General features: G+C 43.2%; 17 protein-coding genes. 13 read left to right on the plus strand and 4 right to left on the minus strand.

Features of this window, described 5'->3' with window-relative positions; genetic code table 11:
* The first annotated feature begins 117 nt into the window (after nucleotides 1-117).
* Together aspT and aspD are read left to right on the plus strand one after the other, a co-directional pair.
* Nucleotides 118-1,812 carry an aspartate-alanine antiporter gene (gene aspT, locus BacF7301_RS19125; protein WP_167965329.1) on the plus strand — a complete coding sequence of 565 codons (1,695 nt, stop codon included), beginning with the start codon at nucleotides 118-120 and terminating at the stop codon, nucleotides 1,810-1,812.
* Nucleotides 1,813-1,863: 51 nt separating this feature from the next.
* Nucleotides 1,864-3,507, plus strand: a complete 1,644-nt coding sequence (gene aspD / locus BacF7301_RS19130) for an aspartate 4-decarboxylase (protein ID WP_167965331.1) — start codon at nucleotides 1,864-1,866, stop codon at nucleotides 3,505-3,507.
* Between the two features lie 2 nt (nucleotides 3,508-3,509).
* On the opposite strand, the gene BacF7301_RS19135 is transcribed toward aspD, so the two are convergent.
* Nucleotides 3,510-5,618 (minus strand): outer membrane beta-barrel family protein, encoded by a 2,109-nt coding sequence (locus BacF7301_RS19135; protein WP_167965333.1) that lies wholly within the window; start codon nucleotides 5,616-5,618, stop codon nucleotides 3,510-3,512.
* Nucleotides 5,619-5,864: 246 nt separating this feature from the next.
* Between BacF7301_RS19135 and BacF7301_RS19140 the strand changes: the two genes are divergently transcribed.
* The 5 genes from BacF7301_RS19140 to BacF7301_RS19160 all read left to right on the plus strand — a co-directional run bounded on the left by BacF7301_RS19140 (nucleotide 5,865) and on the right by BacF7301_RS19160 (nucleotide 10,634).
* Nucleotides 5,865-6,992: a GyrI-like domain-containing protein gene (locus BacF7301_RS19140; protein ID WP_167965335.1), complete on the plus strand. Its 1,128-nt coding sequence runs from the start codon at nucleotides 5,865-5,867 to the stop codon at nucleotides 6,990-6,992.
* The gene (locus tag BacF7301_RS19145; RefSeq protein WP_167965337.1) at nucleotides 6,989-7,690 is read left to right on the plus strand and encodes an epoxyqueuosine reductase; all 702 of its coding nucleotides are present in this window, start codon (nucleotides 6,989-6,991) and stop codon (nucleotides 7,688-7,690) included. Before BacF7301_RS19140 ends, BacF7301_RS19145 begins: the two co-directional genes overlap by 4 nt.
* A gap of 68 nt (nucleotides 7,691-7,758) precedes the next feature.
* The gene (locus BacF7301_RS19150; RefSeq protein ID WP_167965339.1) at nucleotides 7,759-9,276 is read left to right on the plus strand and encodes a sensor histidine kinase; all 1,518 of its coding nucleotides are present in this window, start codon (nucleotides 7,759-7,761) and stop codon (nucleotides 9,274-9,276) included.
* Between the two features lie 12 nt (nucleotides 9,277-9,288).
* Nucleotides 9,289-9,984 (plus strand): response regulator transcription factor, encoded by a 696-nt coding sequence (locus BacF7301_RS19155; RefSeq protein WP_167965341.1) that lies wholly within the window; start codon nucleotides 9,289-9,291, stop codon nucleotides 9,982-9,984.
* Nucleotides 9,985-10,100: 116 nt separating this feature from the next.
* Nucleotides 10,101-10,634 carry an occludin gene (locus tag BacF7301_RS19160; protein ID WP_167965343.1) on the plus strand — a complete coding sequence of 178 codons (534 nt, stop codon included), beginning with the start codon at nucleotides 10,101-10,103 and terminating at the stop codon, nucleotides 10,632-10,634.
* Between the two features lie 28 nt (nucleotides 10,635-10,662).
* Here the strand turns inward: BacF7301_RS19160 and BacF7301_RS19165 are convergent, their stop codons facing one another.
* Complete coding sequence (locus BacF7301_RS19165) at nucleotides 10,663-11,685, minus strand: SDR family oxidoreductase (RefSeq protein WP_167965345.1); 1,023 nt, start codon at nucleotides 11,683-11,685, stop codon at nucleotides 10,663-10,665.
* Between the two features lie 169 nt (nucleotides 11,686-11,854).
* Here BacF7301_RS19165 and BacF7301_RS19170 point away from each other — a divergent pair, with 169 nt between their 5' ends.
* The 3 genes from BacF7301_RS19170 (at nucleotide 11,855) to BacF7301_RS19180 (ending at nucleotide 15,356) form a co-directional block, all read left to right on the plus strand.
* Nucleotides 11,855-12,757 carry a helix-turn-helix domain-containing protein gene (locus tag BacF7301_RS19170; protein WP_167965347.1) on the plus strand — a complete coding sequence of 301 codons (903 nt, stop codon included), beginning with the start codon at nucleotides 11,855-11,857 and terminating at the stop codon, nucleotides 12,755-12,757.
* 35 nt (nucleotides 12,758-12,792) lie between these two features.
* Nucleotides 12,793-13,692, plus strand: coding sequence for a helix-turn-helix domain-containing protein (locus BacF7301_RS19175; RefSeq protein WP_167965349.1), 900 nt, complete (start codon nucleotides 12,793-12,795; stop codon nucleotides 13,690-13,692).
* Nucleotides 13,693-14,078: 386 nt separating this feature from the next.
* Nucleotides 14,079-15,356, plus strand: coding sequence for a clostripain-related cysteine peptidase (locus BacF7301_RS19180; RefSeq protein WP_167965351.1), 1,278 nt, complete (start codon nucleotides 14,079-14,081; stop codon nucleotides 15,354-15,356).
* Between the two features lie 277 nt (nucleotides 15,357-15,633).
* Here the strand turns inward: BacF7301_RS19180 and BacF7301_RS19185 are convergent, their stop codons facing one another.
* A complete protein-coding gene (locus BacF7301_RS19185) occupies nucleotides 15,634-16,803 on the minus strand; it encodes an RtcB family protein (protein ID WP_167965353.1) in 1,170 nt (389 codons plus the stop codon).
* A 148-nt stretch (nucleotides 16,804-16,951) separates the two neighbouring features.
* On the opposite strand from BacF7301_RS19185, the gene BacF7301_RS19190 reads away from it, so the two are divergent.
* From BacF7301_RS19190 to BacF7301_RS19200, 3 genes are all read left to right on the plus strand, one after another.
* The gene (locus BacF7301_RS19190; protein WP_167965355.1) at nucleotides 16,952-17,869 is read left to right on the plus strand and encodes an SDR family oxidoreductase; all 918 of its coding nucleotides are present in this window, start codon (nucleotides 16,952-16,954) and stop codon (nucleotides 17,867-17,869) included.
* Between the two features lie 404 nt (nucleotides 17,870-18,273).
* Entirely contained in the window at nucleotides 18,274-18,552 is a 279-nt protein-coding gene (locus BacF7301_RS19195) for a LysO family transporter (protein ID WP_022138007.1), read from the plus strand.
* Nucleotides 18,549-19,169: a LysO family transporter gene (locus tag BacF7301_RS19200; RefSeq protein ID WP_167965357.1), complete on the plus strand. Its 621-nt coding sequence runs from the start codon at nucleotides 18,549-18,551 to the stop codon at nucleotides 19,167-19,169. Before BacF7301_RS19195 ends, BacF7301_RS19200 begins: the two co-directional genes overlap by 4 nt.
* Nucleotides 19,170-19,174: 5 nt before the next feature.
* Here the strand turns inward: BacF7301_RS19200 and BacF7301_RS19205 are convergent, their stop codons facing one another.
* Complete coding sequence (locus BacF7301_RS19205) at nucleotides 19,175-21,730, minus strand: helix-turn-helix domain-containing protein (RefSeq protein ID WP_167965359.1); 2,556 nt, start codon at nucleotides 21,728-21,730, stop codon at nucleotides 19,175-19,177.
* Between the last annotated feature and the right edge of the window lie 17 nt (nucleotides 21,731-21,747).

Here is a 21,747-nt window from a genome sequence, read left to right on the forward strand (position 1 = left end):
ACAGAATATGGTTAGTTTTATTTTGAAAATGCAAAAGTAACAAATCTGCGTCGAGTAACAAACTCTTTCCGCACAATAACTGTTGTAAGTAACATAAACCTAAACAACAACTTAATTATGGAATGGATTATTAATCAACTAAGGGTACACCCTGAGCTTGCCATTTTTCTCACTCTCTTTGCGGGATTCTGGTTGGGCAGGCTCAAGATAGGGAAGTTTTCTTTAGGTACGGTGACCAGTGTGCTTCTTGTAGGAGTATTGGTGGGACAATTGAACATTACCGTAGACGGTCCGATGAAGGCCGTATTTTTTCTGCTCTTTTTGTTTGCCGTCGGCTATAAGGTAGGGCCGCAATTCTTTCGCGGACTGAAAAAGGATGGGCTGCCTCAGGTAGGATTCACCGTGCTGATGTGTGTCGTGAGCTTGGTGGCACCGTGGATTCTTGCTAAAATCATGGGGTATCATGTGGGCGAAGCTGCCGGTTTGCTGGCAGGGTCACAGACTATTTCAGCGGTTATCGGTGTGGCTAGTGACACGATTAACCAGTTGGGTATCAGCGAAGCACAGAAAGCTACATATATCAATGCCATTCCGGTGGCTTATGCCGTAACTTATATTTTCGGTACGGCAGGCTCCGCATGGATTCTGGCTTCCCTCGGTCCCAAGATGCTCGGCGGACTGGAAAAGGTGAAAGCTGACTGCAGGGAACTGGAAGCACAGATGGGGACTTCGGAAGCCGACGAACCGGGCTTCTCTCCCGCCCTTCGTCCGGTGGTGTTCCGTGCCTACAAAATCACGAACAAGTGGTTCGGCAAAGGAAAGAAAGTCAGCGAACTGGAAACTTATCTGAACGAGAAAGACAAACGTTTATTTGTGGAGCGGGTTCGCCAACAGGGGGTTGTGAAGGAAGTCAGCCCCGACATGATTCTTCAATCGGGAGATGAAGTCGTACTAAGCGGACGACGGGAATTTGTTATCGGCGAAGAGGACTGGATTGGACCGGAAGTGATTGACGCCCAATTACTCGATTTTCCGGCGGAGACTCTTCCGGTAATGGTTACCCACCGGACTTTCGCAGGAGAAAAGATTGCCACTATCCGGGCACAGAAGTTTATGCATGGTGTCAGCATCCGCAGTATCAAGCGTGCGGGTATCAATGTTCCCGTGCTTGCGCAGACAGTGGTAGATTCGGGAGATGTTCTCGAACTGACGGGAATGAAGCACGAAGTGGAAGCCGCCGCCAAACAGATGGGATATGTAGACCGTCCGACCAATCAGACGGATATGATTTTTGTCGGGCTGGGTATTCTGCTCGGCGGACTTTTCGGTGCGCTTGCCATTCATCTGGGCGGTGTTCCCATCAGTCTTTCGACGAGTGGCGGAGCATTGATTGCCGGACTTCTATTCGGTTGGTTGCGCAGCAAGCATCCTACATTCGGTGGTATCCCCGAACCATCTTTATGGGTACTGAATAATGTGGGATTGAATATGTTTATTGCGGTAGTCGGCATTGCCGCAGGTCCTAGTTTTATAGCCGGGTTCAAGGAAGTGGGAGTTAGCCTGTTCATCGTCGGTGCACTGGCAACAGCTATTCCTCTTCTTGCAGGGTTGCTGATGGCAAGGTATCTGTTCAAGTTCCATCCTGCCCTGTCTTTGGGATGCACGGCGGGGGCACGTACCACAACTGCCGCGCTAGGCGCCATTCAGGATGCGGTGGAAAGTGACACGCCTGCCCTGGGATATACTGTGACGTATGCTGTCGGCAACACATTGCTGATTATTTGGGGAGTGGTCATCGTGCTGCTTATGTAACATCCCGTTCAATCAACTCAATTATTTCGAGAATATATAAATAATATCATTATGGAAAAGAAAACAAATGGCCCTGCCATTACCAAAAATTATGCCAGGAAAATGGAGTCCATCAGCCCGTTCGAGCTTAAGAACAAGCTTATCGATATGGCGGATGAAAGTATTAAGAAGATAGCACACACCATGCTGAATGCCGGAAGAGGTAATCCGAACTGGATTGCCACCGAACCGCGTGAAGCATTTTTCCTGCTGGGGCAATTCGGGCTTTGCGAATGTCGCCGGGCGTTCTCACTGGAAGAAGGAATCGCCGGTATTCCGCAAAAGGCAGGGATTGCCGTACGCTTCGAGGCTTTTCTGAAAGACAATGAAAAGGCGGCGGGTGCCGATTTGCTGAAAGAGGGATACAACTATATGTTGATGGAACACGCTGCCGACCCGGACACGCTGGTGCATGAGTGGGCGGAATCCGTTATCGGTGACCAATATCCCGTGCCCGACCGTATCTTGCATTTTACAGAAATCATCGTACAGGATTATTTGGCCCAGGAAATGTGCGACCGCCGTCCGCCGAAAGGGATTTTCGACCTTTTCGCAACCGAAGGGGGAACGGCTGCCATGTGTTACCTGTTTGATTCGCTGCAAGAGAATTTCCTGCTGAACCAAGGAGATGCCATCGCCTTGATGGTTCCGGTTTTCACGCCTTATATCGAGATTCCGCAACTGCGGCGTTACCAATTCGATGTCACTGAAATATCTGCCGACCAGATGACGGCCGACGGGTTGCATACGTGGCAATATAAGGATGAGGATATCGACAAGCTGAAAGATACGCGAATCAAGGCACTGTTTATCACTAATCCGAGCAATCCGCCCAGTTATGCGCTCAGCGCGGAGACTACCGCCCGTATTGTCAACATCGTAAAGAGTGACAATCCGAACCTGATGATTATTACGGATGATGTGTATGGGACATTTATCCCGCACTTCCGTTCGTTGATGGCGGAATTGCCGCATAATACGCTTTGCGTTTATTCTTTCTCCAAATATTTCGGAGCTACGGGATGGAGAGACGCAGTTATTGCTCTACACGAAGACAACATCTACGACAAAATGATTGCCCGCCTGTCGGCGGAGCAGAAAGCAATCTTGAACAAGCGCTATTCCAGTCTGAGTTTGCAACCGGAAAAGATGAAGTTTATCGACCGCATGGTGGCTGACAGCCGGCAAATTGCACTGAATCATACCGCCGGGCTTTCGTTGCCCCAACAGATGCAGATGAGTTTATTCGCAATCTTCTCGCTGCTTGATAAGGAAGACCGATATAAAGCAAAGATGCAGGAAATTATCCATCGCCGCCTGCATGCACTATGGGATAATACCGGTTTCACACTGGTGGAAGACCCGCTGCGTGCCGGATATTATTCTGAAATAGACATGCTGGTATGGGCAAGGAAATTTTATGGAGATGACTTCGTATCCTACTTGGAAAAGACATACAATCCGTTGGATGTAGTGTTCCGCCTCGCCAATGAGACTTCACTCGTGCTATTAAACGGCGGCGGTTTCGCCGGCCCGAAATGGAGTGTCCGCGTATCGCTTGCCAATTTGAATGAAGCCGATTATGTAAAAATCGGGCAGAGCATCAAGCGGGTGTTGGAAGAGTATGCCGAAGTGTGGAAGACATCCATATCATAAGTTTATTTAAAACGGGAAGTATCAATTTCTTCCCGTTTTTTTTCTTTATATCCCCCGAACTTATAATTGAAGGAGACGCCGAACGCACGGGTGGTCCGCATATAATGATTGTTTACGTTCTGCTGACCGTAGTGGACACGTGTTGATATGGTGGAAGTATTGAATATATCATCGCATTTCAATGTCAGTTGCGCTTTTCCTTTCGCAAAGGTATAGCGGAGTGCTGCGTCCAGGTTTCCCGAACGGGGCAGGTCGAAGATACCTTGTATGGCTTTATTTTGAAAGAATCCGGTCAGGGTAAATTTCAAATCGGGTTTGGTGGAGAGGGTAAATGTATTGTTCATTGTCAGCACAAATGTATAGAGCTTACGGTCGAAGGGAATGTCCCAGAAATCACTGTCTTTCTGGCGGTAACGGAAACCGATTGCGGTGATTCGGGAATCCAGCCATTTCTTTATTTTGAAAGGAATTACGGCTACCAGTCCCGCTTGTTCTGAAAAGTCAAAGTTGAAGCATTTGTAGATTTCCACCAGGCGTTCGGGCGACTGGTAGAGGGTCTGCATTTCTTTGTTTTTGGTGTAGCTGTAATAAGCGGAGAAGACATATTTGCCTCTTAATATATAGCTGAGGGTGGTTTCGTAGTTCGTTGCAGGTTTGAGCAAAGGATTTCCTTGGATTTCGGAGTAGGCTCCCATGTAAGAGGTGGAATTCTGCACACTCCAGTATTCAGGATATTCTTTGTCACTGCTCAGTGATAGTTGCAAGACGTGTCCGGCAGCAGGCATATATGTAAAATTGGCTACCGGATAAAAGCTCCATTCATTCCAAATGTTTGTGTGGTATTGCTCTGCGGCCAAAGATATATCAGCGGAAAGTTTCTCACCGAAACTTTTGCTTAATCCTGCGTAAAAATTCAATGTTTGCTCACGACGGCGGGATTTCATGTTATTGTCCGGTAAGAGGTCGTTTGTTTGAGGGTCGTAGTACATTTGATAACTATTGTCTAAGGCTGTGGTATAAGCCATACCGTAATTCAATCCCCAGTCTTTGCCTAATGTGTGCTCTTGTCCGGCGTAGAATCGCCATTGATTGATTCGTTGATTATCCCGGCTCAGGAAGTTCAGTGATTCATGTCCCAGGGTGCTGTTCAATAGTTGTTCGCCCGGAGAGCGGTAGTAAGTAAATGATGCGCCTGCCTTTAGTCCGAAAGGTGCCTGATAGTCCAGTTTTACATTATGGAGCTGGTTATCTCCGTATGAATCGGTAACAGAATTCTGTGCACCGACAACGGTGGCATAGTGTTTGGAATCGGTAAAAGCGGTTGTATAGACCAGACTCAACAAATGGTTTTCCGCTAAGTTATAATCCATTCCAAGGCGTACCTGATGATTGTTATTACGGGAAAGCGTGACATCGTACATATCCATTTGATGCACCGAACCGTCGGCAAGCGTGTGAAGGGCTTCTTTGTCCGTCACCCGTCGGTCACGGTCGTAAGTGTAAGAGTAAAGAAGGTCAGCGGAGAATTTACGTCCGGAATAGAGAAGGCTTCCACGCTCTGCCAAAGATTCGTAGTGTGTTTGTGCATAGGCTGTATAAAGTTCTCCTTGCAGAGAAGGTTCTTTTCCTGTACCAGAAGCGAGCACCAGATTAATCATAGGGCCACGTACCTGATAGCGTGCCGGGGCGGAATACATCACTTCCGCCTTTTCAATACGGCTGACAGGGATTGATTTCAATAAGGCGGTTAATTGCTCGATGGATAAGGTGGTCACTTTCCCGTTAATGACAATAGTCACCGGCTGTCCGCCCAGCATCAGGGCATCGTTCATGTCGATGACGCCCGGAAGATTTTTGACTGCATCGTAAGCGTTGTCCACGGGCAGGTTACCTACCAGTCGCGGAACGTCATAGACTAATTTTCCCTGCTCCGCTTTCACTATCGGGCGTTCGCCGGTAATCATCACTTCGGGAAGTTCCTGATATATGCTATCTATGTAGGCTATGTTTTTCACGCTATCGGCAGGTTCTTGTACCTGTTTGTTTTCTTGTGCGGCTACGCGCATCCAGATACAGAAAAAAGAAAAGAAGAGTATGTTAATCCGTTTCATATCGCATTTATTTTGGTACACTGCAAAATACGGCAGAAAAAACGGAAGTTTACGTTATCGTTGGGTTATCTAGTGTTATTTAGTCTTATCGCTCACTATCCAAACAAAGAAGAATTAGATAATAACACTTATAACAGACTGAATAATAATGAATCTATAAATACTGTTTTTTTTAAAAGAAGGCTATTTATGGTAACCTTTAGCGCAATCTATTGATTAACTTTGCATCCAAATAACAGGATATTTATGAAAATCAATGATGAAACAAAATACTGCCAGACGTGTGGAATACCTTTAGATATAGATTATACAAATCTAGAGGCAAACAAAAATGTGGAATATTGCGACTATTGTCTGCACAATGGAGTTAAACTCTATGATTTTTCAATGGATTATCTCATTTATCTTTGGGGACTTTTCCCCGAAGAATATTATAAAGAGACAGGAGTTAATCTCACTTCGGAAGAGTTGAGAACGGAAATGTCCAACCGACTTCCGAATATCAAGAGGTGGAAACAAAAAATCAATACGGCTCATGTGCAATATGATTTGATTATAAGAGTTCAGGAATATATTAACCGCCATTTGTTTGACGACCTTAATTCAGACAAGCTATCCCATGTTGCAGGTATTTCCAAATATTATTTCCACAAGCTATTCAAAGCTGTTTGTGGCGAAAATATTGGAACTTACATTCAACGACTGAGATTAGAGTACATTGCATTTAAGTTAATAACGACTGATATAAGTGTCCCGAAACTTCTCGGTCAAATCAATTATCAAAACAAGCATACACTTTCGAGGGCATTCAAAAATTATTTTAATTGTTCCATTCCGGAATTTCGTAAAAGACATTCAAACGTCAATCTCGAGAGGAAGAATCCGATACGAATTGAACCAAGCATTAAAAAAGTACCAGATATCCGAATCGCATACTTGAAGTTGGAAAGAACAAATAATGTCATCCATAGCTTCTCTGTTTTGTGGAAGCAGTTGCTACAATTCTCCGAAAAATATGAATTGTCTTCAAAAGGATGTAAATACGTGAGTTTGGCTCTCGATTATCCATATATCACGCATGAAGAACAAAGTCGTTTTATGATTGGGGTAACATTGCCGCAATCATTTGAAACGCCGAAAGGCTTTGGCGTTTATGAAATTCATGCGGGAGAATATGCAATCTTTCGTTTCAAAGGGTTTTATCATGAATTGAATAAGGTGTACCGCCATATTTACCTTGACTGGTTGCCAACAAGCGATTATACACTACGGGAGCAGTTCACCTTTGAAACTTACATCAACACTCCCGAAAAAACTCCGACTTCGGAGCTTATAACAGATATTTATATTCCCATTGCAAAAAAAGAAATATGAAATACTTAAATCAAGAAATAGAAAACGAATTAAAAAATCAAGGAGCAGAACTGATTCGCTTTGTCGGCATATCGCATTTGGACGAAAAGCAAAACAGACAACTCCCGAACGCCATTGTTTTTGCACTTCCGCTAACTGCAGAATATGTTAAAACGGTATTTAATATTCCCGACTATGTACAAGCACGGATAGCGGATAATTACAATTTCGACGATGATGAATATTCGCTAACCGAACATAAGGCGGGAGAAATAGCAGACGAACTGGCCAAGCTCATTATCGGGAAGGGCTATAAAGCCGTTTCGCAATCCGATACGGCTTTATTGACCGATGGCGTATTCGATTATGAAACAAAAGAATCAGTATTACCCCATAAAACCGTTGCACTACTTGGCGGATTAGGGTGGATTGGGAAAAACAACCTGTTAATTACCCCTGAATATGGAGCAGCACAATGTCTCGGTACGGTTTTGACTAATGCTCCACTGGAAACGGTATTGCATGAACCTCTATCTCCAAAATGTGGAAATTGCATTACTTGCGTCAATATCTGCGAAAGAAAAGTCCTTAAAGGTAAGATTTGGAGTAGAGCTGTTTCAAGAGATGAAATCGTTAACATACACGGATGTAGTACCTGTTTGAAATGCCTTGTGCATTGTCCCAGAACACAAACATATATGAAGAGGAATATTGTCTGAGTATCCACATTGTTATTTAGTCTTATCAAAGAGAAGAAAAATTAGAGTTTACCATTATCTTTGTGCATATGAAACTGCCGTTGAAACATATTGTCATACTGGTTATCTGCTCGCTAACCGGAATCTTCGTTTACCAGGCTTATTGGTTGACAGGGCTTTATCGTACGATGAAACAGGAAATGGAAAGCAATATTAGGGATGCCATGCGTACGAGTGATTTCAATGAGATAGTGCTTCGGGTGAATGAATTGCAGAAAGATAATGTGGAACATGGTTCGGTGACTGTTTCCGCAGGATATGGGGCGGATGGTAACTCATTGGTGACAAGCCAGACTATTTCTTATACGGACAGTACTTATCAAGATACGCTACATTCGCGCACGGAAACAATGGTGGATACGCTAAAGACCGCCACCGGTGATGGCGCGATAGCAGAAGCCGTCGCGTCCAGTGAGAGCGGGCTCGATGTGTTATTGAAGAAACAGGATTCTTTGAAGGATTTGCTGGTCAGCATCCAGCAGGGGATTCATTCGGGAGTAGACACTTATATAGATGTCAATCTGCAACGATATGACAGTCTGCTTATGGTGGTATTAGAGGAACATAATCTTTCCGTTCCTCATCGTACCTTATTGATTTATACCGGAAGCGATGCAGATTCTACCGTAACATTCACAGATACATTAGGCATAGCGGGAGATAGTAGTTATATCCCCAGTCCAAAAGCAATCCGTTACGATTATGAGTTCAACAGACATCGAAGCCAACGCTATCAACTGATTATCGAACCGGTTGGCGCAATAATATGGAAACAAATGACGGGGATTCTGGTTACTTCATTTATTATCCTGCTTATCCTCGGATTTTCATTTTGGTTTCTTATTCGTACGCTCTTAAAACAGAAGACGCTGGATGAAATGAAAAGTGATTTTACCAATAATATCACGCACGAGTTAAAGACGCCGATTGCCGTGGCTTACGCTGCTAACGATGCTTTGCTCAACTTCAACCAGGCGGATGAGAAAAGCAAGCGTGAGCAATATCTCCGCATCAGCCAGGAACAACTGCAAAGATTAAGCGGACTGGTCGAACAGATTTTATCCATGAGCATGGAACGCCGTAAGACTTTCCGACTACATCCTGAAGAAATTGAATTGAAGGGGGTGATAACTCCGCTGATGGAACAGCATCAGTTAAAAGCGGACAAGCCCGTGAATATACAACTGGAGATTGAACCGGAAACGCTAACCATCGTTGCCGACCGTACGCATTTCGGTAATATCATCAGCAACTTGATAGACAATGCCGTGAATTATTCGAAGGAGCAGGCGGAGCTTACCATTTCCTGCCGACAGACAGGAAAAACGGTTATTATCAGCGTTGCCGACCGGGGAATTGGTATTCCTTTTGAGAAGCAAAAACATATATTCGATAAATTCTATCGGGTTCCGACCGGGAATCTTCACAACGTAAAAGGGTATGGATTGGGACTTTTTTATGTGAAGAGCATGGTTGAGAAGCACGGGGGGACTATCACAGTGAAGAGTGAGCCGGGCAAAGGAAGTACATTCACGATTACTTTATAAACTTGCAAAATCATGAGCAAAAATGATATCACAGTATTATTGGTAGAGGATGAACTGACGCTCGCCATGATTATCAAAGATACACTCGAAGAAAGTGGTTTTATCATCTATACGGCTGGTGACGGTGAAGAGGGATTACGTCTTTTCTTTGAACTGCGTCCGGACGTGCTCGTTGCCGACGTGATGATGCCGAAAATGGACGGGTTCGAAATGGTTCGCCGTATCCGTCAGACGGACAAACAAACCCCTGTCCTGTTTCTGACGGCGCGTTCGGGCATCAATGATGTGGTGGAAGGATTCGAACTCGGTGCGAATGATTATCTGAAAAAGCCTTTCGGCATGCAGGAGTTGATTATCCGCATCAAAGCATTGCTGGGAAAGGCGTTCTTATTCACGGAAAACAAGACTTCCAACCGCTTTGAAATAGGAAGTTATCTGTTCGATCCTATTACTCAGACTTTGATGCATGCCGGGATGAAGCAGGAACTCTCGCATCGTGAATCGGAAATTCTGAAACGGCTTTGCGAGAATAAAAACCAAGTGGTCAATACACAAGATGTACTGCTCGAACTTTGGGGAGACGACAGTTTTTTCAATTCACGGAGCCTGCATGTGTTTATCACCAAATTGCGGCATAAATTATCACAGGACGAGCAAATCCGTATCATCAATGTGCGGGGAATCGGTTATAAGTTAATTGCTACTTAAATCTGCATATGGATGATGCCGACTTGTCTTAATAAGTTTTTCTCTAAGAAAATATAACGAAAGCGGATAGTCAGGCTGAAATATTCTATCTTTGTCGTAAATCAACCTTTACGAAGATGAAAAAACTGATTCTATTTCTTTCGTTGATATTGTCGGTCGGTTTTGCATCCGCACAGTCGGAAATTCCTTCTGATAGTATCCGTCGTGCTCCTTCGGCTAATATCAAGGAATTTGGCGGCTTTTTGCTGGATATGGGATTAATGAATGTCACTGCTCCGCAACTGCCTAAGTTTGATTTGAGCATGCCGGATATGAGCAAAGATTACAACCAGATATTCCGTTTGAATACGGACGCCACCTACTCACAAGGATTTACGGATGCATTTTCTTCCTCTTATTTCTCCGGTTTCGGATACGGTTGGGGGCTGTCGTCTTCTCCGCAGTTCATGCAGATGGGGTCTTTCAAGTTGAAAAACGGAATGAGAATTAATACATATGGAGATTATGATAAAGACGGCTGGAGAGTGCCTAACCGGAGCGCTATGCCTTGGGAAAAGAATAATTTCCGGGGAGCATTCGAGCTCAAATCCGCTAATGGCAATTTCGGGATACGGATTGAAGTGCAGCAGGGGCGCAATGTCCCCTACTAATCTGCTGCTGATAAATTCTATGCTGAAATCAACGCGAGTTCTTTAAAAAGGCTTCGTCCGCCACACGCATCGAATCAGCGATACGGTCACACCATGAGTCAAATTCCAAATCGGGTGTCTGAGTTTCGGGATGAGCAAGCATAAATTGCACGGCTTGCCGCAAACCGTCCGCCATTGATATATTACAGACAAAATCCGGGACAAGTCTCTTTATCTTCGAATTGTCAAAAACAACAGTAGAGGCTTTGTCTCCTAAGAGTTCGCCTTTAAAATCGTAGTTTTCTCCATGTCTGGCGAGGAAATCGGAAGGGATGTGCAATGCGTTCAAAGGTTTTCCCAATGCATCGGCAATCGTTTGGTAAATCTGATTCCAAGTCATACTTTCATCGGTAGTGATATGAAAGGCATTTCCTATGGCGTGAGGATTCGCCATCAATCCTACATATCCTTTGGCAAAGTCCTTGGAGTGTGTCAATGTCCACAGAGAAGTCCCGTCACCGGGAATAATCACAGGTTTCCCGTCGAGGATACGTTTCAAAATTTGCCAGTTACCCTTACTTCCATGCACACAGACAGGCGGTTTTGTGCCGTTATAGGTGTGGCTGGGACGGACAATAGTTACCGGAAATCCATCTGCCCGATAAGCGGACATCAACACTTCTTCCGCTTCTATCTTATTTCGTGAATATTGCCAATAGGGATTCGATAAAGGAGTGCTTTCCGTTATGCGATAATCAGCCAATGGTTTCTGATAAGCAGAGGCGCTGCTGATAAAGATATATTGCTTTGTCTTATTCCGAAACAGGCGGATATCACGCTGAACGTCTTCTGCCGTATAGCCAATGAACTGGGCAACTACATCGTAATTTTCATTTGCAATGGCTTTTGCCACGGCTTCTTCGTCATTTATATCTGCAATGATACTGCGGGTTCCTTCAGGCACCTTTTTCGAACCACGATTGAGAAGGGTAATCTCCCACCCTCTCTGTTGCGCCAACGCAACGACGTCGGTACTAATCGTACCCGTTCCACCAATGAATAATGCTTTCATAAAAGTTGGTATTTAAATTCTTGGAACAAAGATATTAATTCTGCCATTCACTGCCAAGGTTGTATATAAATTACTGAATCTTGTACCTATATTACTGATTTGCAAATGGGATATAGGGAAGATGTTCTGAAATGTTTTATCTTTGCCTTCAGATAAAACTGTAAGCCGTATGGATGAAATTACCAGAATTGAAACTATTGACCAGTACGACCAACTGTTCGGACTGGAGACTTTGCACCCTTTGGTCAATGTGATTGACTTTTCAAAAGCAACAAAAACAGTGGAATACTATCACATGAACATCGGATTCTACTCTCTGTTCCTGAAAGACGCAAAATGCGGGGACCTAAAGTATGGTCGTAAATATTATGATTATCAGGAAGGGACGGTGGTTTGTATGGCTCCGGGACAAGTAATCGGAATAGATAACCGGAAGCAGGCACCAGTACGTACCCAATCTATCGGTGTCTTGTTCCATCCTGACTTAATCCGGGGAACTTCTCTGGGACAGAATATCAAGAATTATTCTTTCTTTTCTTATGAGGTAAGCGAAGCCTTGCACTTGTCCGACCAGGAAAAGGAAATCGTAACGGACTGCATACATAAGATACAAATCGAACTGGAACATGCTATCGACAAACATAGCAAGCAGCTTATCGTGCGCAACATCGAACTGTTACTCGATTACTGTATGCGTTTCTATGAACGGCAGTTTATCACCCGCAACCAGGCAAATAAAGATATTATCGTAAGGTTCGAGCATTTGCTGGATGAATATTTCCAAGGGCAGGCGGCGATGACCGAAGGGCTGCCTTCCGTAAAATACTTTGCGGACAAGGTATGTCTTTCTCCCAATTACTTTGGTGACCTGATAAAAAAGGAGACGGGTAAGACTGCACAGGAGTATATCCAATGCAGAATCATTGAACTTGCCAAAGAGCGGATATTAGAAGGTACGCAAACGGTCAGCCAGATAGCCTATGAACTGGGATTCCAGTATCCCCAACATTTCAGCCGGCTCTTTAAGAAACATGTCGGACATACCCCGAATGAATATAAGCAACTGAATTAAGACGTATATAATAGATACAGGAGAACGTTAACGTCATGGGAGATAAAATACTCAAGATAGGAACCGTGCATCAATGTAATTGTTGCCTGGGAAGCAAGACACTGCACCCGCTGGTCAGTGTCATTGACCTCTCAATGGCGGACTTATCTCCACATACGGACATTAAATTCGGATTTTATACACTTCTGTTGAGCGAATGTAAATGCGAAGCTTATACATACGGACATCAGTGCTATGATTTCTCGGACGGAACCCTCGTATGTCTGGCTCCGGGAGAATCAATCAGCATGAAAGAGAATAACAAGAGATTCCCTTCCAAAGGATGGATACTGGCTTTTCATCCCGACTTGATTTGCGGTACCCCTCTGGGGCTTAACATACACAATTATACGTTCTTCTCTTATCTTCCCGAAGAAGCGCTGCATATCTCGCAACGTGAAAAACAGATTATTCTGGAGTTTCTGGAGAAGATCAATCAAGAACTCCAACGCTGCATCGACCGGCATAGCAAGAAAATCATTTCAAAATACATTGAGCTGTTGCTGGATTATTGCATCCGTTTCTACGAACGGCAGTTCATCACACGCAATGAAGCTAATAAGAAGATTATCAAAGAATTTAATCGTCTGCTAGATACTCATATCAGTACGAAAGCTATTCAGTCAATCGGTATGCTTTCCTATGAATATTGCGCTAAGTTCCTTCATTTATCACCTGCATATCTCAATGACCTGCTGATATATGAAACAGGGAAATCGTTCAATGAGTATATCCAGTTCAAACGTTTCGAGATTGCAAAAGACTGGTTGCAGAATACCGATAAACCACTTAATCAGATTGCAGAGGAACTGGGATTCTCTAATTCACATTATTTCAGCCGTCTGTTCAAAAAAATCACAGGCTGTTCGCCCAATGAATTCAGAGTACCCAATTGATGATGTTTATCAAACGGGGATTCCCATCCCCAATAAAGTATTATTAAAGCATTGCGAAACGAGAAAAAAGTCTTAATAAAATTTGAATTGAAATATCAAATTCTTAATCTATATTATGAAACATACTTTTTTTCTTGGATTATTTGCAGATTTCGCAAAAGTGCGTACCTTTGCAATGTGTTTTTCATAGTATTAGATTTAAGGTTAACAAAGGTTGGAGCAAGGCGTTGCTCCTTTTTTTATGCCCAATAGTGAGAATTCCCCTAATTTTCAGTAACTTTGCAAAAGAGAGAGGTACTAAAGCTAATTTTTCTCTTGATAAGGAAAATCAAAAAGTTCTCTTTTTACGTTATATATAAAAAGAAAAATTTAATCCCCATAGAATCATGGAGACAACTCACAAATATTTTCGACTGATACAATCAGTTATCTTCATACTACTTCTTTCCTTCAGCATGAGTTCGTGTGAGAAAGAAGAACCGGTTTCCACTCCCCCGAGTACAAGACAAACAGATCCACCGGTCGACGACTTGACGGATTTTGAAACTAGTGACCCGATTATACGTCCGAATAATGAACAAACCGTATTCATGTATCTTCCCTGGTCTACTAACCTTACAAGTAACTTCAAACAGAATATTACCGATCTGAGAAAAGTCGTTGCAAGGAATATACTGAAGAATGAACGGATTATCGTGTTCATGTGTACCAAAGCGACAGAAGCTTCCCTTTTCGAGCTTGTCTATGAGGACGGAAAGGAAGTACGAAAGACTTATAAAAATTATAAGTATCCAAGTCCTTCATATACAACAGCAGATGGCATTGCCGCTATTCTGAATGATGTTGAAACCTATGCTCCTGCCAAACGATATGCAATGATTATCGGGTGTCACGGACTGGGATGGATTCCTGTATCCAATACTCAATCCCGCAGTAGATTCAGTGCAACCAAGAGACATTGGGAATATGAAAATGTACCTATGACACGTTTATTCGGCGGACTGTCTCCCGAATATCAGACGGATATAACTACGCTTGCCGAAGGAATAACCCGTGTCGGCCTGAAAATGGAATATATACTTTTTGATGATTGCTATATGTCGGGTGTAGAGGTAGCTTACGATCTCAAGGATGTAACGGAGCATTTAATTGCATCTACCAGTGAAGTTATGGCGTATGGAATGCCTTATGCAGAGATTGGAGAGTATTTAATAGGCAAAGTCAATTACGAGAAGATTTGTGAAGGATTCCATTCTTTTTATTCAAATTATACAACAATGCCATGCGGTACGCTTGCTGTTACTGATTGCTCAGAATTGGGAAATCTGGCAACCATAATGAAAGACATTAATAGCCAATATACATTTGACCCGACATTAGTCGGTTCTTTGCAAAGACTGGACGGCTATTCGCCTGTTATATTCTTCGATTGCTGGGACTATGTTTCAAAGTTGTGTCCTGACCAGGGATTATTAGCTCAATTTAAAGAACAGTTGGACAGGACTGTTCCATTCAAAAGAAATACAGATTATTACTATACAATGAGCGGAGGCGGAAAAAAAATAAAAATAGATACTTTCTCGGGGATTACTATTTCCGACCCGAGTACCAGTACGGAAGCTGCCAGGAAGAAAGAAACAGCCTGGTATGCCGCTACACATTGAAGAGACAGGAAACTGTCAGAATAAATACCATCACTTTGGCGACTTCCGGCAAAATCTCTTAATAAAAATTGAATCGAGAAAACAAAGTCTTAATCAATGTTATAAAACATACTTTTTTTCTTGGATTATTTGCAGATGTCGCAAAAGTACGTACCTTTGCAATGTGTTTTTCATAGTATTAGATTTAAGGTTAACAAAGGTTGGAGCAAGGCGTTGCTCCTTTTTTTATGTCCATACTCCAACTCTATTCTATCGGTTCCTTCGTATATAGCAGCCATTATCCTTTAATCACTGCCATCGGAGCCAGTTCCACCAATGGTTTTACCAAATCCCGTTCATTGGCTATCACTTGATCGATATCTTTATAAGCTCCCGGTGCTTCGTCAAGACCATCCTGTGTACGCAGTCCGTGAATGATACCTTGTTGATTCATTCGTTCCGTTTCTTCTTCCAGTGACAAACGACGGCAGGCATCTTTTCTTCCCATCAACCGACCTGCACCGTGCGAGCAACTCTTGAAACTCTCCGGATTACCCAAACCTTCGACAATATAAGACTTAGTACCCATAGAACCGGGAATAATACCAATCTCGCCTTCATAAGCCCGCGTCGCTCCTTTTCGGTGTACAATTACATTCTGGTCGAAATGATTTTCCCAGGCTGCATAGTTATGGGCAATATTAATCATCGGCTCGAAGTCCGTATCCGGCTTCACCGCTTGAATGGATTCACAGATACGTGTCATCATCAACTGACGGTTGGCAAAGGCAAAAGCCACACAGAAATTCATTTCATGGAAATAATCTTTTGCCATCTGTGTCTCCATAGGCAGGTAAGCCAATCCCGGTATCATTTCAGAGTACCATTTCTCGTTCCAGTATTGCGCTATCTTATTATAATGATTGGCAACCTTCAGACCGACATTTCGGCTTCCCGAATGAATCATCACCCACACATCGGAAGTATCCGTATCTTTCTGAATCTCTATAAAGTGATTACCACCGCCCAACGTACCTATCTGCTTCAAACAGGCTTCGTACTGATTCTTCACAATCGGCATTTCTTCTAAATCAAATCCTTGAGGAAGCAGTTCTTTATCCTGCTTCTTATTCTGATGGTCGAATCCCAAAGGAATAACTTTACGAATCTTCGACATAATGGAAGTCAAGTCCGTATAATTGAAATCCTCTGCTTTACGATTTGTCTTAATCGCACACATTCCGCATCCGATATCCACTCCCACAGCATTGGGAACAATCACACCTTTCGTAGCTAGCACACCGCCAATGGGCATTCCTTTTCCCGCATGGGCATCGGGCATAATAGCAATATGCCTGAATGCGAAAGGAAGTGAAGTCAAATCGCGGATTTGCGACAGACAGGATTCTTCTACTTCACTCAACCACAGCTTGGCGGGTACACGTGTTCCCATAATTACTTTTTCCATACTTTTTTCTTTTATCAATTCATGTAAATCTTGTTATCGGGTGCAAAGTAAAAAGGGAAGTACGAAATCTATTTGCGCAATAGAATTTATTTTCTACTTTTGTGGATATATCAAAAATAACAGCCCCTAATTTCTTATAAAAGGATTCATGAAAAATATACTGATTATCGGCGCTAACGGGTTTACCGGACGCCAGTTATTGAATGATTTGTCTATTCATAAACAATATAACGTCACCGGATGCTCCCTGCACCCGGATATTTTTCCAACTCCGGACAAGGCCGGAAACTATCATTTCATTGAAACTGATATACGGGACGTGGCGGCTGTGAAAGACCTTTTCAAAGAAGTTCATCCCGATGTAGTCGTCAACTGTTCTGCTCTGTCCGTCCCCGATTATTGCGAGACACACCACGAAGAAGCCTGTCTTACCAATGTTACGGCAGTAGAGCAACTGGCACATCTCTGTGAAGAATACAAAAGCCGCTTCATCCATCTATCTACCGATTTCGTCTTTGACGGAAGGATGAATGAGCATACCGGACAATTATATACGGAAGAAGACGTTCCTGCTCCCGTTAATTATTACGGATTTACCAAATGGAAAGGCGAAGAAAAGGTTGCCAGGATTTGTAGCAACTACGCAATAGCACGTGTAGAAATCGTCTATGGCAAGGCATTGCCAGGTCAACATGGAAATATCGTCCTATTAGTGATGAACCGTTTGAAAGCCGGACAAGAGATTCGCGTTGTATCCAATCAATGGCGAACCCCAACTTATGTCGGAGACGTATCAAACGGAATACAACTCCTGATAGAAAATACGACCAACGGAATATTCCATATCTGTGGGGATGAATGTATGACTATCGCCGAGATTGCTTACCAGGTAGCAGACTGTATGAATCTCGACCGTTCGCTTATCCGTCCTGCCACTACGGAAGAGATGAAAGAAGCCACTCCCCGCCCCCGTTTCAGCGGAATGAGTATTGAAAAAGCTAAAACGATACTTGGATACGAACCACGAAAACTAAAAAAGGTTCTTTTTGATTGGAAACTTCTATAAAGGAAAGAACACATTACCAACTTATTACAACAGTATTTTCCAGCTTCAACCTTTCAAGAATCTATCTTTATTGCATATTTATTTTGAAAATATGCAATAAAGACTTATCTTTGCACCAAAATAAAAAAAAGACCAGTGATGAATCAAATATTACAATTACATAACGCTTCTCCGACTCTTGCAGGGATACCTTCCTTCTGCAACTCTAGTTGCGTGCATGTGCATTGGTTCAGCGGATTCATCTAAATTCACCCATCCTTTTTTTAAAGGAACTGCCTATCGACTTATTTTGTTACTCATAAGCAGTATTCCTACTTGATTTTCAACAAGATGCATCATCTTTTTTGGAAATATGCAGTGTGTAATCTAATTATTCGTTTAACCTAACCAAAAATATATACAATATGTTCTCTATTATATCTACTATGTTCTTAGGAATCGGCATCGGTTATGTATTGCGTAACTGGAGTATTCTGCAAAAGACAGAAAAGACAATTTCTCTTACAATATTCTTGTTACTCTTTATTCTCGGTGTGTCTATCGGCTCTAACAGTCTGATTGTGAACAATCTCGGAAAGTTCGGATGGCAAGCTGTTATTCTTGCTTCATCCGGTGTATTGGGAAGCCTGATTGCTGCCCGCTTAGTATTACAACTATTTTTCAAGAAAGGAGGTAAACAATGAAAGGAAGTCTGATTGTTATATTATTCTTTTGCGTAGGCTGTGTCATGGGACTTTTCAATAAGTTCCAATTTGATACACACACCATTTCCATGTACATATTGTACGCGCTGATGCTACAAGTAGGTATCAGTATCGGTTCCAACAAGAATCTGAAAGCTATCATCTCACATCTGCACCCCAAGATGTTGCTGATTCCGTTGGGCACTATTATCGGTACATTGTTGTTCTCTGCCCTGGCAAGCATATTGTTAAGCCAATGGAGTGTATTCGACTGCATGGCAGTGGGAAGCGGATTTGCTTATTACTCGCTTTCCTCTATCCTCATCACCCAGTTCAAAGAGCCGTCTATCGGCTTGCAACTGGCTACTGAACTGGGAACAATCGCCTTGCTGACTAATATCTTCCGTGAAATGATGGCACTTCTCGGAACTCCGCTCATCAAGAAGTACTTCGGGAAATTGGCTCCCATCTCTGCGGCGGGAGTCAATTCCATGGATGTACTATTGCCTTCTATCAGCAGATATTCGGGAAAAGAAATGATTCCTATCGCCATCTTGCATGGTATCCTCATTGATATGAGCGTCCCGGTATTCGTTTCTTTTTTCTGTAATCTCTAAAGGAATCAACGTTGGACGTCGTTGGCTGCGAATACAAACTTTATATCGGCATAGGAGACCTCGTCTCCTAATGCCACTTTCACATCCACCACTCCGGAATGTCCGGACTTTTGCTGCTGCCGGCGAATCTTCTCTATTTTTTCTATCTTTTCTGCCGACACCACTTGCTCCAGCTTTATCTTTCCCTCACGAACATAATGCTCCAAATGCGTAGCAATCGTCCCCGTCACCAAATCACGCGCTTTGGCAATCTCCTCTATGCCCATCCCCTGACAGAACATTTCATAGCTCACCAGTTTCGTTTCTTTCTTGGGTTCTTTTTTCTCTTCCTTTTTCTTATCTTTCTTATGTTCCTTCTCCGAAATAAATATCTCCTTGATTTTCGGTCGTTCCAGTTGGTTTTCTTTCATATACTTACGAACAATCCCCAAAATTTCAAGTCCGTATTTCTCCACGCCTTTCACTCCGAAATAAGGCACAGCTTCCAAAGCTTGCGGAGTATCTGGCAATAGGTTCACAATTCCCATCAATGCTTTCTGCTGCATAATGACATAAGCAGGCAGATTGGCTTCACGCGTCTTTTCTGTTCTCCATTCCGCCAAAGCACGATAAAGCTCGGGATGCATAATATCCGTAGGAACATCCACTTTCACCTTCCCGGAACGACTGCTTGCCGCACGTTCTTTCCGTTCTTTTCTCTCTCTCGGAGCTTTGGAAGACGAAGCAGAAGTTGAAGAATCTCCTTCGAGGCTTAACATTACTTTCGCTTTCTGCTTCAGATAGTCAGAAACGGTGAAACTTGACGTACATATGATGTCCAATAAAGATTCTTTAATCCACAACGCATCATCCAGTGTTTGCAGACGTTCATTCAATTGTTTCCTCAGTTCCCTATTGTCAAGAGGCATATTTGTCTTATCAAACAAGGCACGAACCGGTTCCAACTCTTTACGAAAATATCCGGCACCGGAACGGATACGTTCCTGCAACTCCTGATTTCCGGCATAATCTTCACTTTCATTCATCAACCGGGTATATTGGTTGCGGAAACGATGGGCAACTTCCACTATCTTTTCCTTGATATGGGATTCCAATGCCTTGTAATCGGCAAGTTGCTTTGGAAAGAGTCTGTAAAGGTCTTCATCCATCATGCGGAGCAGCCGCTTATAAGCCTGGTCGATAGAATAGAAGTTAAACAAATCGCTCAACAAATCAAAGAAATAAGCCTTCTGCATATCATTCAACTGCTTGCTTCCCGGTTTATTCTGCTCCACTGCCTTTGTGAAGTTATCGACAACACTGTCGCTAATGATAGCTTCCCGGCGCAAAGGAGATTCCAATACCATTCCTTCCAAAGTCTTGCATCGGCTTAAAGCTACGTACGTCTGCCCATGTGCAAAAGAACTACGTGCATCAATAATAGCGCGTTCAAATGTCAGTCCCTGGCTCTTATGAATTGTAATAGCCCAAGCCAGTCGAATGGGATACTGACGAAATACTCCCGCTATCTGCTCTGTTATTTCTTTCGTCTCTTCGTTCAATACGTATTTATAATTCCCCCATTCTTCCTGCAACAGTTGAAACTCATGTTCGCTATCCTTTCCACGTACAAACATGCCCGTTTCGTTAACAGTCACCACCTCTCCAATCATACCGTTATAATACCGTTTTTCTGAAGAAACATCATTCTTGAGGAACATGATTTGCGCTCCCTCCTTGACAGTGAGAATTTCATCCGCAGGATAAGAATATTCGGGGAATTCGTCTTTCACCTCAGCACGAAAACTGTAAGCCTTTCCGGGCAAAGATGCCAGTTCACGGTCATTGACCTGCTGTGCCTGATAATTATGTGTCGTCAAACGAATATATCCTTCTTCTTTGAGAGGCTGAAAACCCTGTTGATAGCGTTTATTCAACTCATTCAAGACTTCATCATCCGCCTTATTCTCCCGTATCTTATTCAACAGGGAAAGAAAAAAAGTATCACTTTGACGATATACCTTTTCCAGTTCAATCGTCATATAGGTGGTTTCCCTCAGCGCACGGCTGGCAAAGAAATAGGGCGTTTCGTAATAATGCCGCAGCATCTCCCACTCGCTGTCTTTCACAACGGGCGCCAACTGCTGCAAATCTCCAATCATCAACAACTGTACCCCGCCGAATGGTTTCTCACGGTCACGATAACGCCGCAAAGTAGCATCCACCGCATCCAGCAAATCCGCACGTACCATACTGATTTCATCAATGACAAGCAAATCCATGCTCCGAATGATGTTACGTTTCTCTTTATTAAAACGGTAGTGTATCTGTGCCGAGTTAAGAGTTGTATCCGGCACGAACGGTGCAAAAGATAACTGGAAAAAAGAATGAATTGTCACTCCCCCAGCGTTAATAGCCGCAATACCCGTAGGAGCCAATACGACCATGCGTTTGGGGGTATGCTCTCTCAATCGTCTTAAAAATGTAGTTTTTCCGGTTCCGGCTTTTCCGGTAAGAAACAGGTGTGTGCCTGTATTTTCAATGAACTGCCAAGCAAGTTGCAGTTCAGGATTATTTTCCATGAAAGTTTGTTATTTTT

It is taken from the genome of Bacteroides faecium (genome assembly GCF_012113595.1).
In the GTDB taxonomy this organism is placed as follows: Bacteria; Bacteroidota; Bacteroidia; order Bacteroidales; family Bacteroidaceae; genus Bacteroides; species Bacteroides faecium.

Coding starts and splice junctions, on each gene's coding strand:
- aspT (WP_167965329.1), top strand. CDS start 118: ATGGAATGGATTATTAATCAACTAAGGGTACACCCTGAGCTTGCCATT.
- aspD (WP_167965331.1), top strand. CDS start 1,864: ATGGAAAAGAAAACAAATGGCCCTGCCATTACCAAAAATTATGCCAGG.
- BacF7301_RS19135 (WP_167965333.1), bottom strand. CDS start 5,618: ATGAAACGGATTAACATACTCTTCTTTTCTTTTTTCTGTATCTGGATG.
- BacF7301_RS19140 (WP_167965335.1), top strand. CDS start 5,865: ATGAAAATCAATGATGAAACAAAATACTGCCAGACGTGTGGAATACCT.
- BacF7301_RS19145 (WP_167965337.1), top strand. CDS start 6,989: ATGAAATACTTAAATCAAGAAATAGAAAACGAATTAAAAAATCAAGGA.
- BacF7301_RS19150 (WP_167965339.1), top strand. CDS start 7,759: ATGAAACTGCCGTTGAAACATATTGTCATACTGGTTATCTGCTCGCTA.
- BacF7301_RS19155 (WP_167965341.1), top strand. CDS start 9,289: ATGAGCAAAAATGATATCACAGTATTATTGGTAGAGGATGAACTGACG.
- BacF7301_RS19160 (WP_167965343.1), top strand. CDS start 10,101: ATGAAAAAACTGATTCTATTTCTTTCGTTGATATTGTCGGTCGGTTTT.
- BacF7301_RS19165 (WP_167965345.1), bottom strand. CDS start 11,685: ATGAAAGCATTATTCATTGGTGGAACGGGTACGATTAGTACCGACGTC.
- BacF7301_RS19170 (WP_167965347.1), top strand. CDS start 11,855: ATGGATGAAATTACCAGAATTGAAACTATTGACCAGTACGACCAACTG.
- BacF7301_RS19175 (WP_167965349.1), top strand. CDS start 12,793: ATGGGAGATAAAATACTCAAGATAGGAACCGTGCATCAATGTAATTGT.
- BacF7301_RS19180 (WP_167965351.1), top strand. CDS start 14,079: ATGGAGACAACTCACAAATATTTTCGACTGATACAATCAGTTATCTTC.
- BacF7301_RS19185 (WP_167965353.1), bottom strand. CDS start 16,803: ATGGAAAAAGTAATTATGGGAACACGTGTACCCGCCAAGCTGTGGTTG.
- BacF7301_RS19190 (WP_167965355.1), top strand. CDS start 16,952: ATGAAAAATATACTGATTATCGGCGCTAACGGGTTTACCGGACGCCAG.
- BacF7301_RS19195 (WP_022138007.1), top strand. CDS start 18,274: ATGTTCTCTATTATATCTACTATGTTCTTAGGAATCGGCATCGGTTAT.
- BacF7301_RS19200 (WP_167965357.1), top strand. CDS start 18,549: ATGAAAGGAAGTCTGATTGTTATATTATTCTTTTGCGTAGGCTGTGTC.
- BacF7301_RS19205 (WP_167965359.1), bottom strand. CDS start 21,730: ATGGAAAATAATCCTGAACTGCAACTTGCTTGGCAGTTCATTGAAAAT.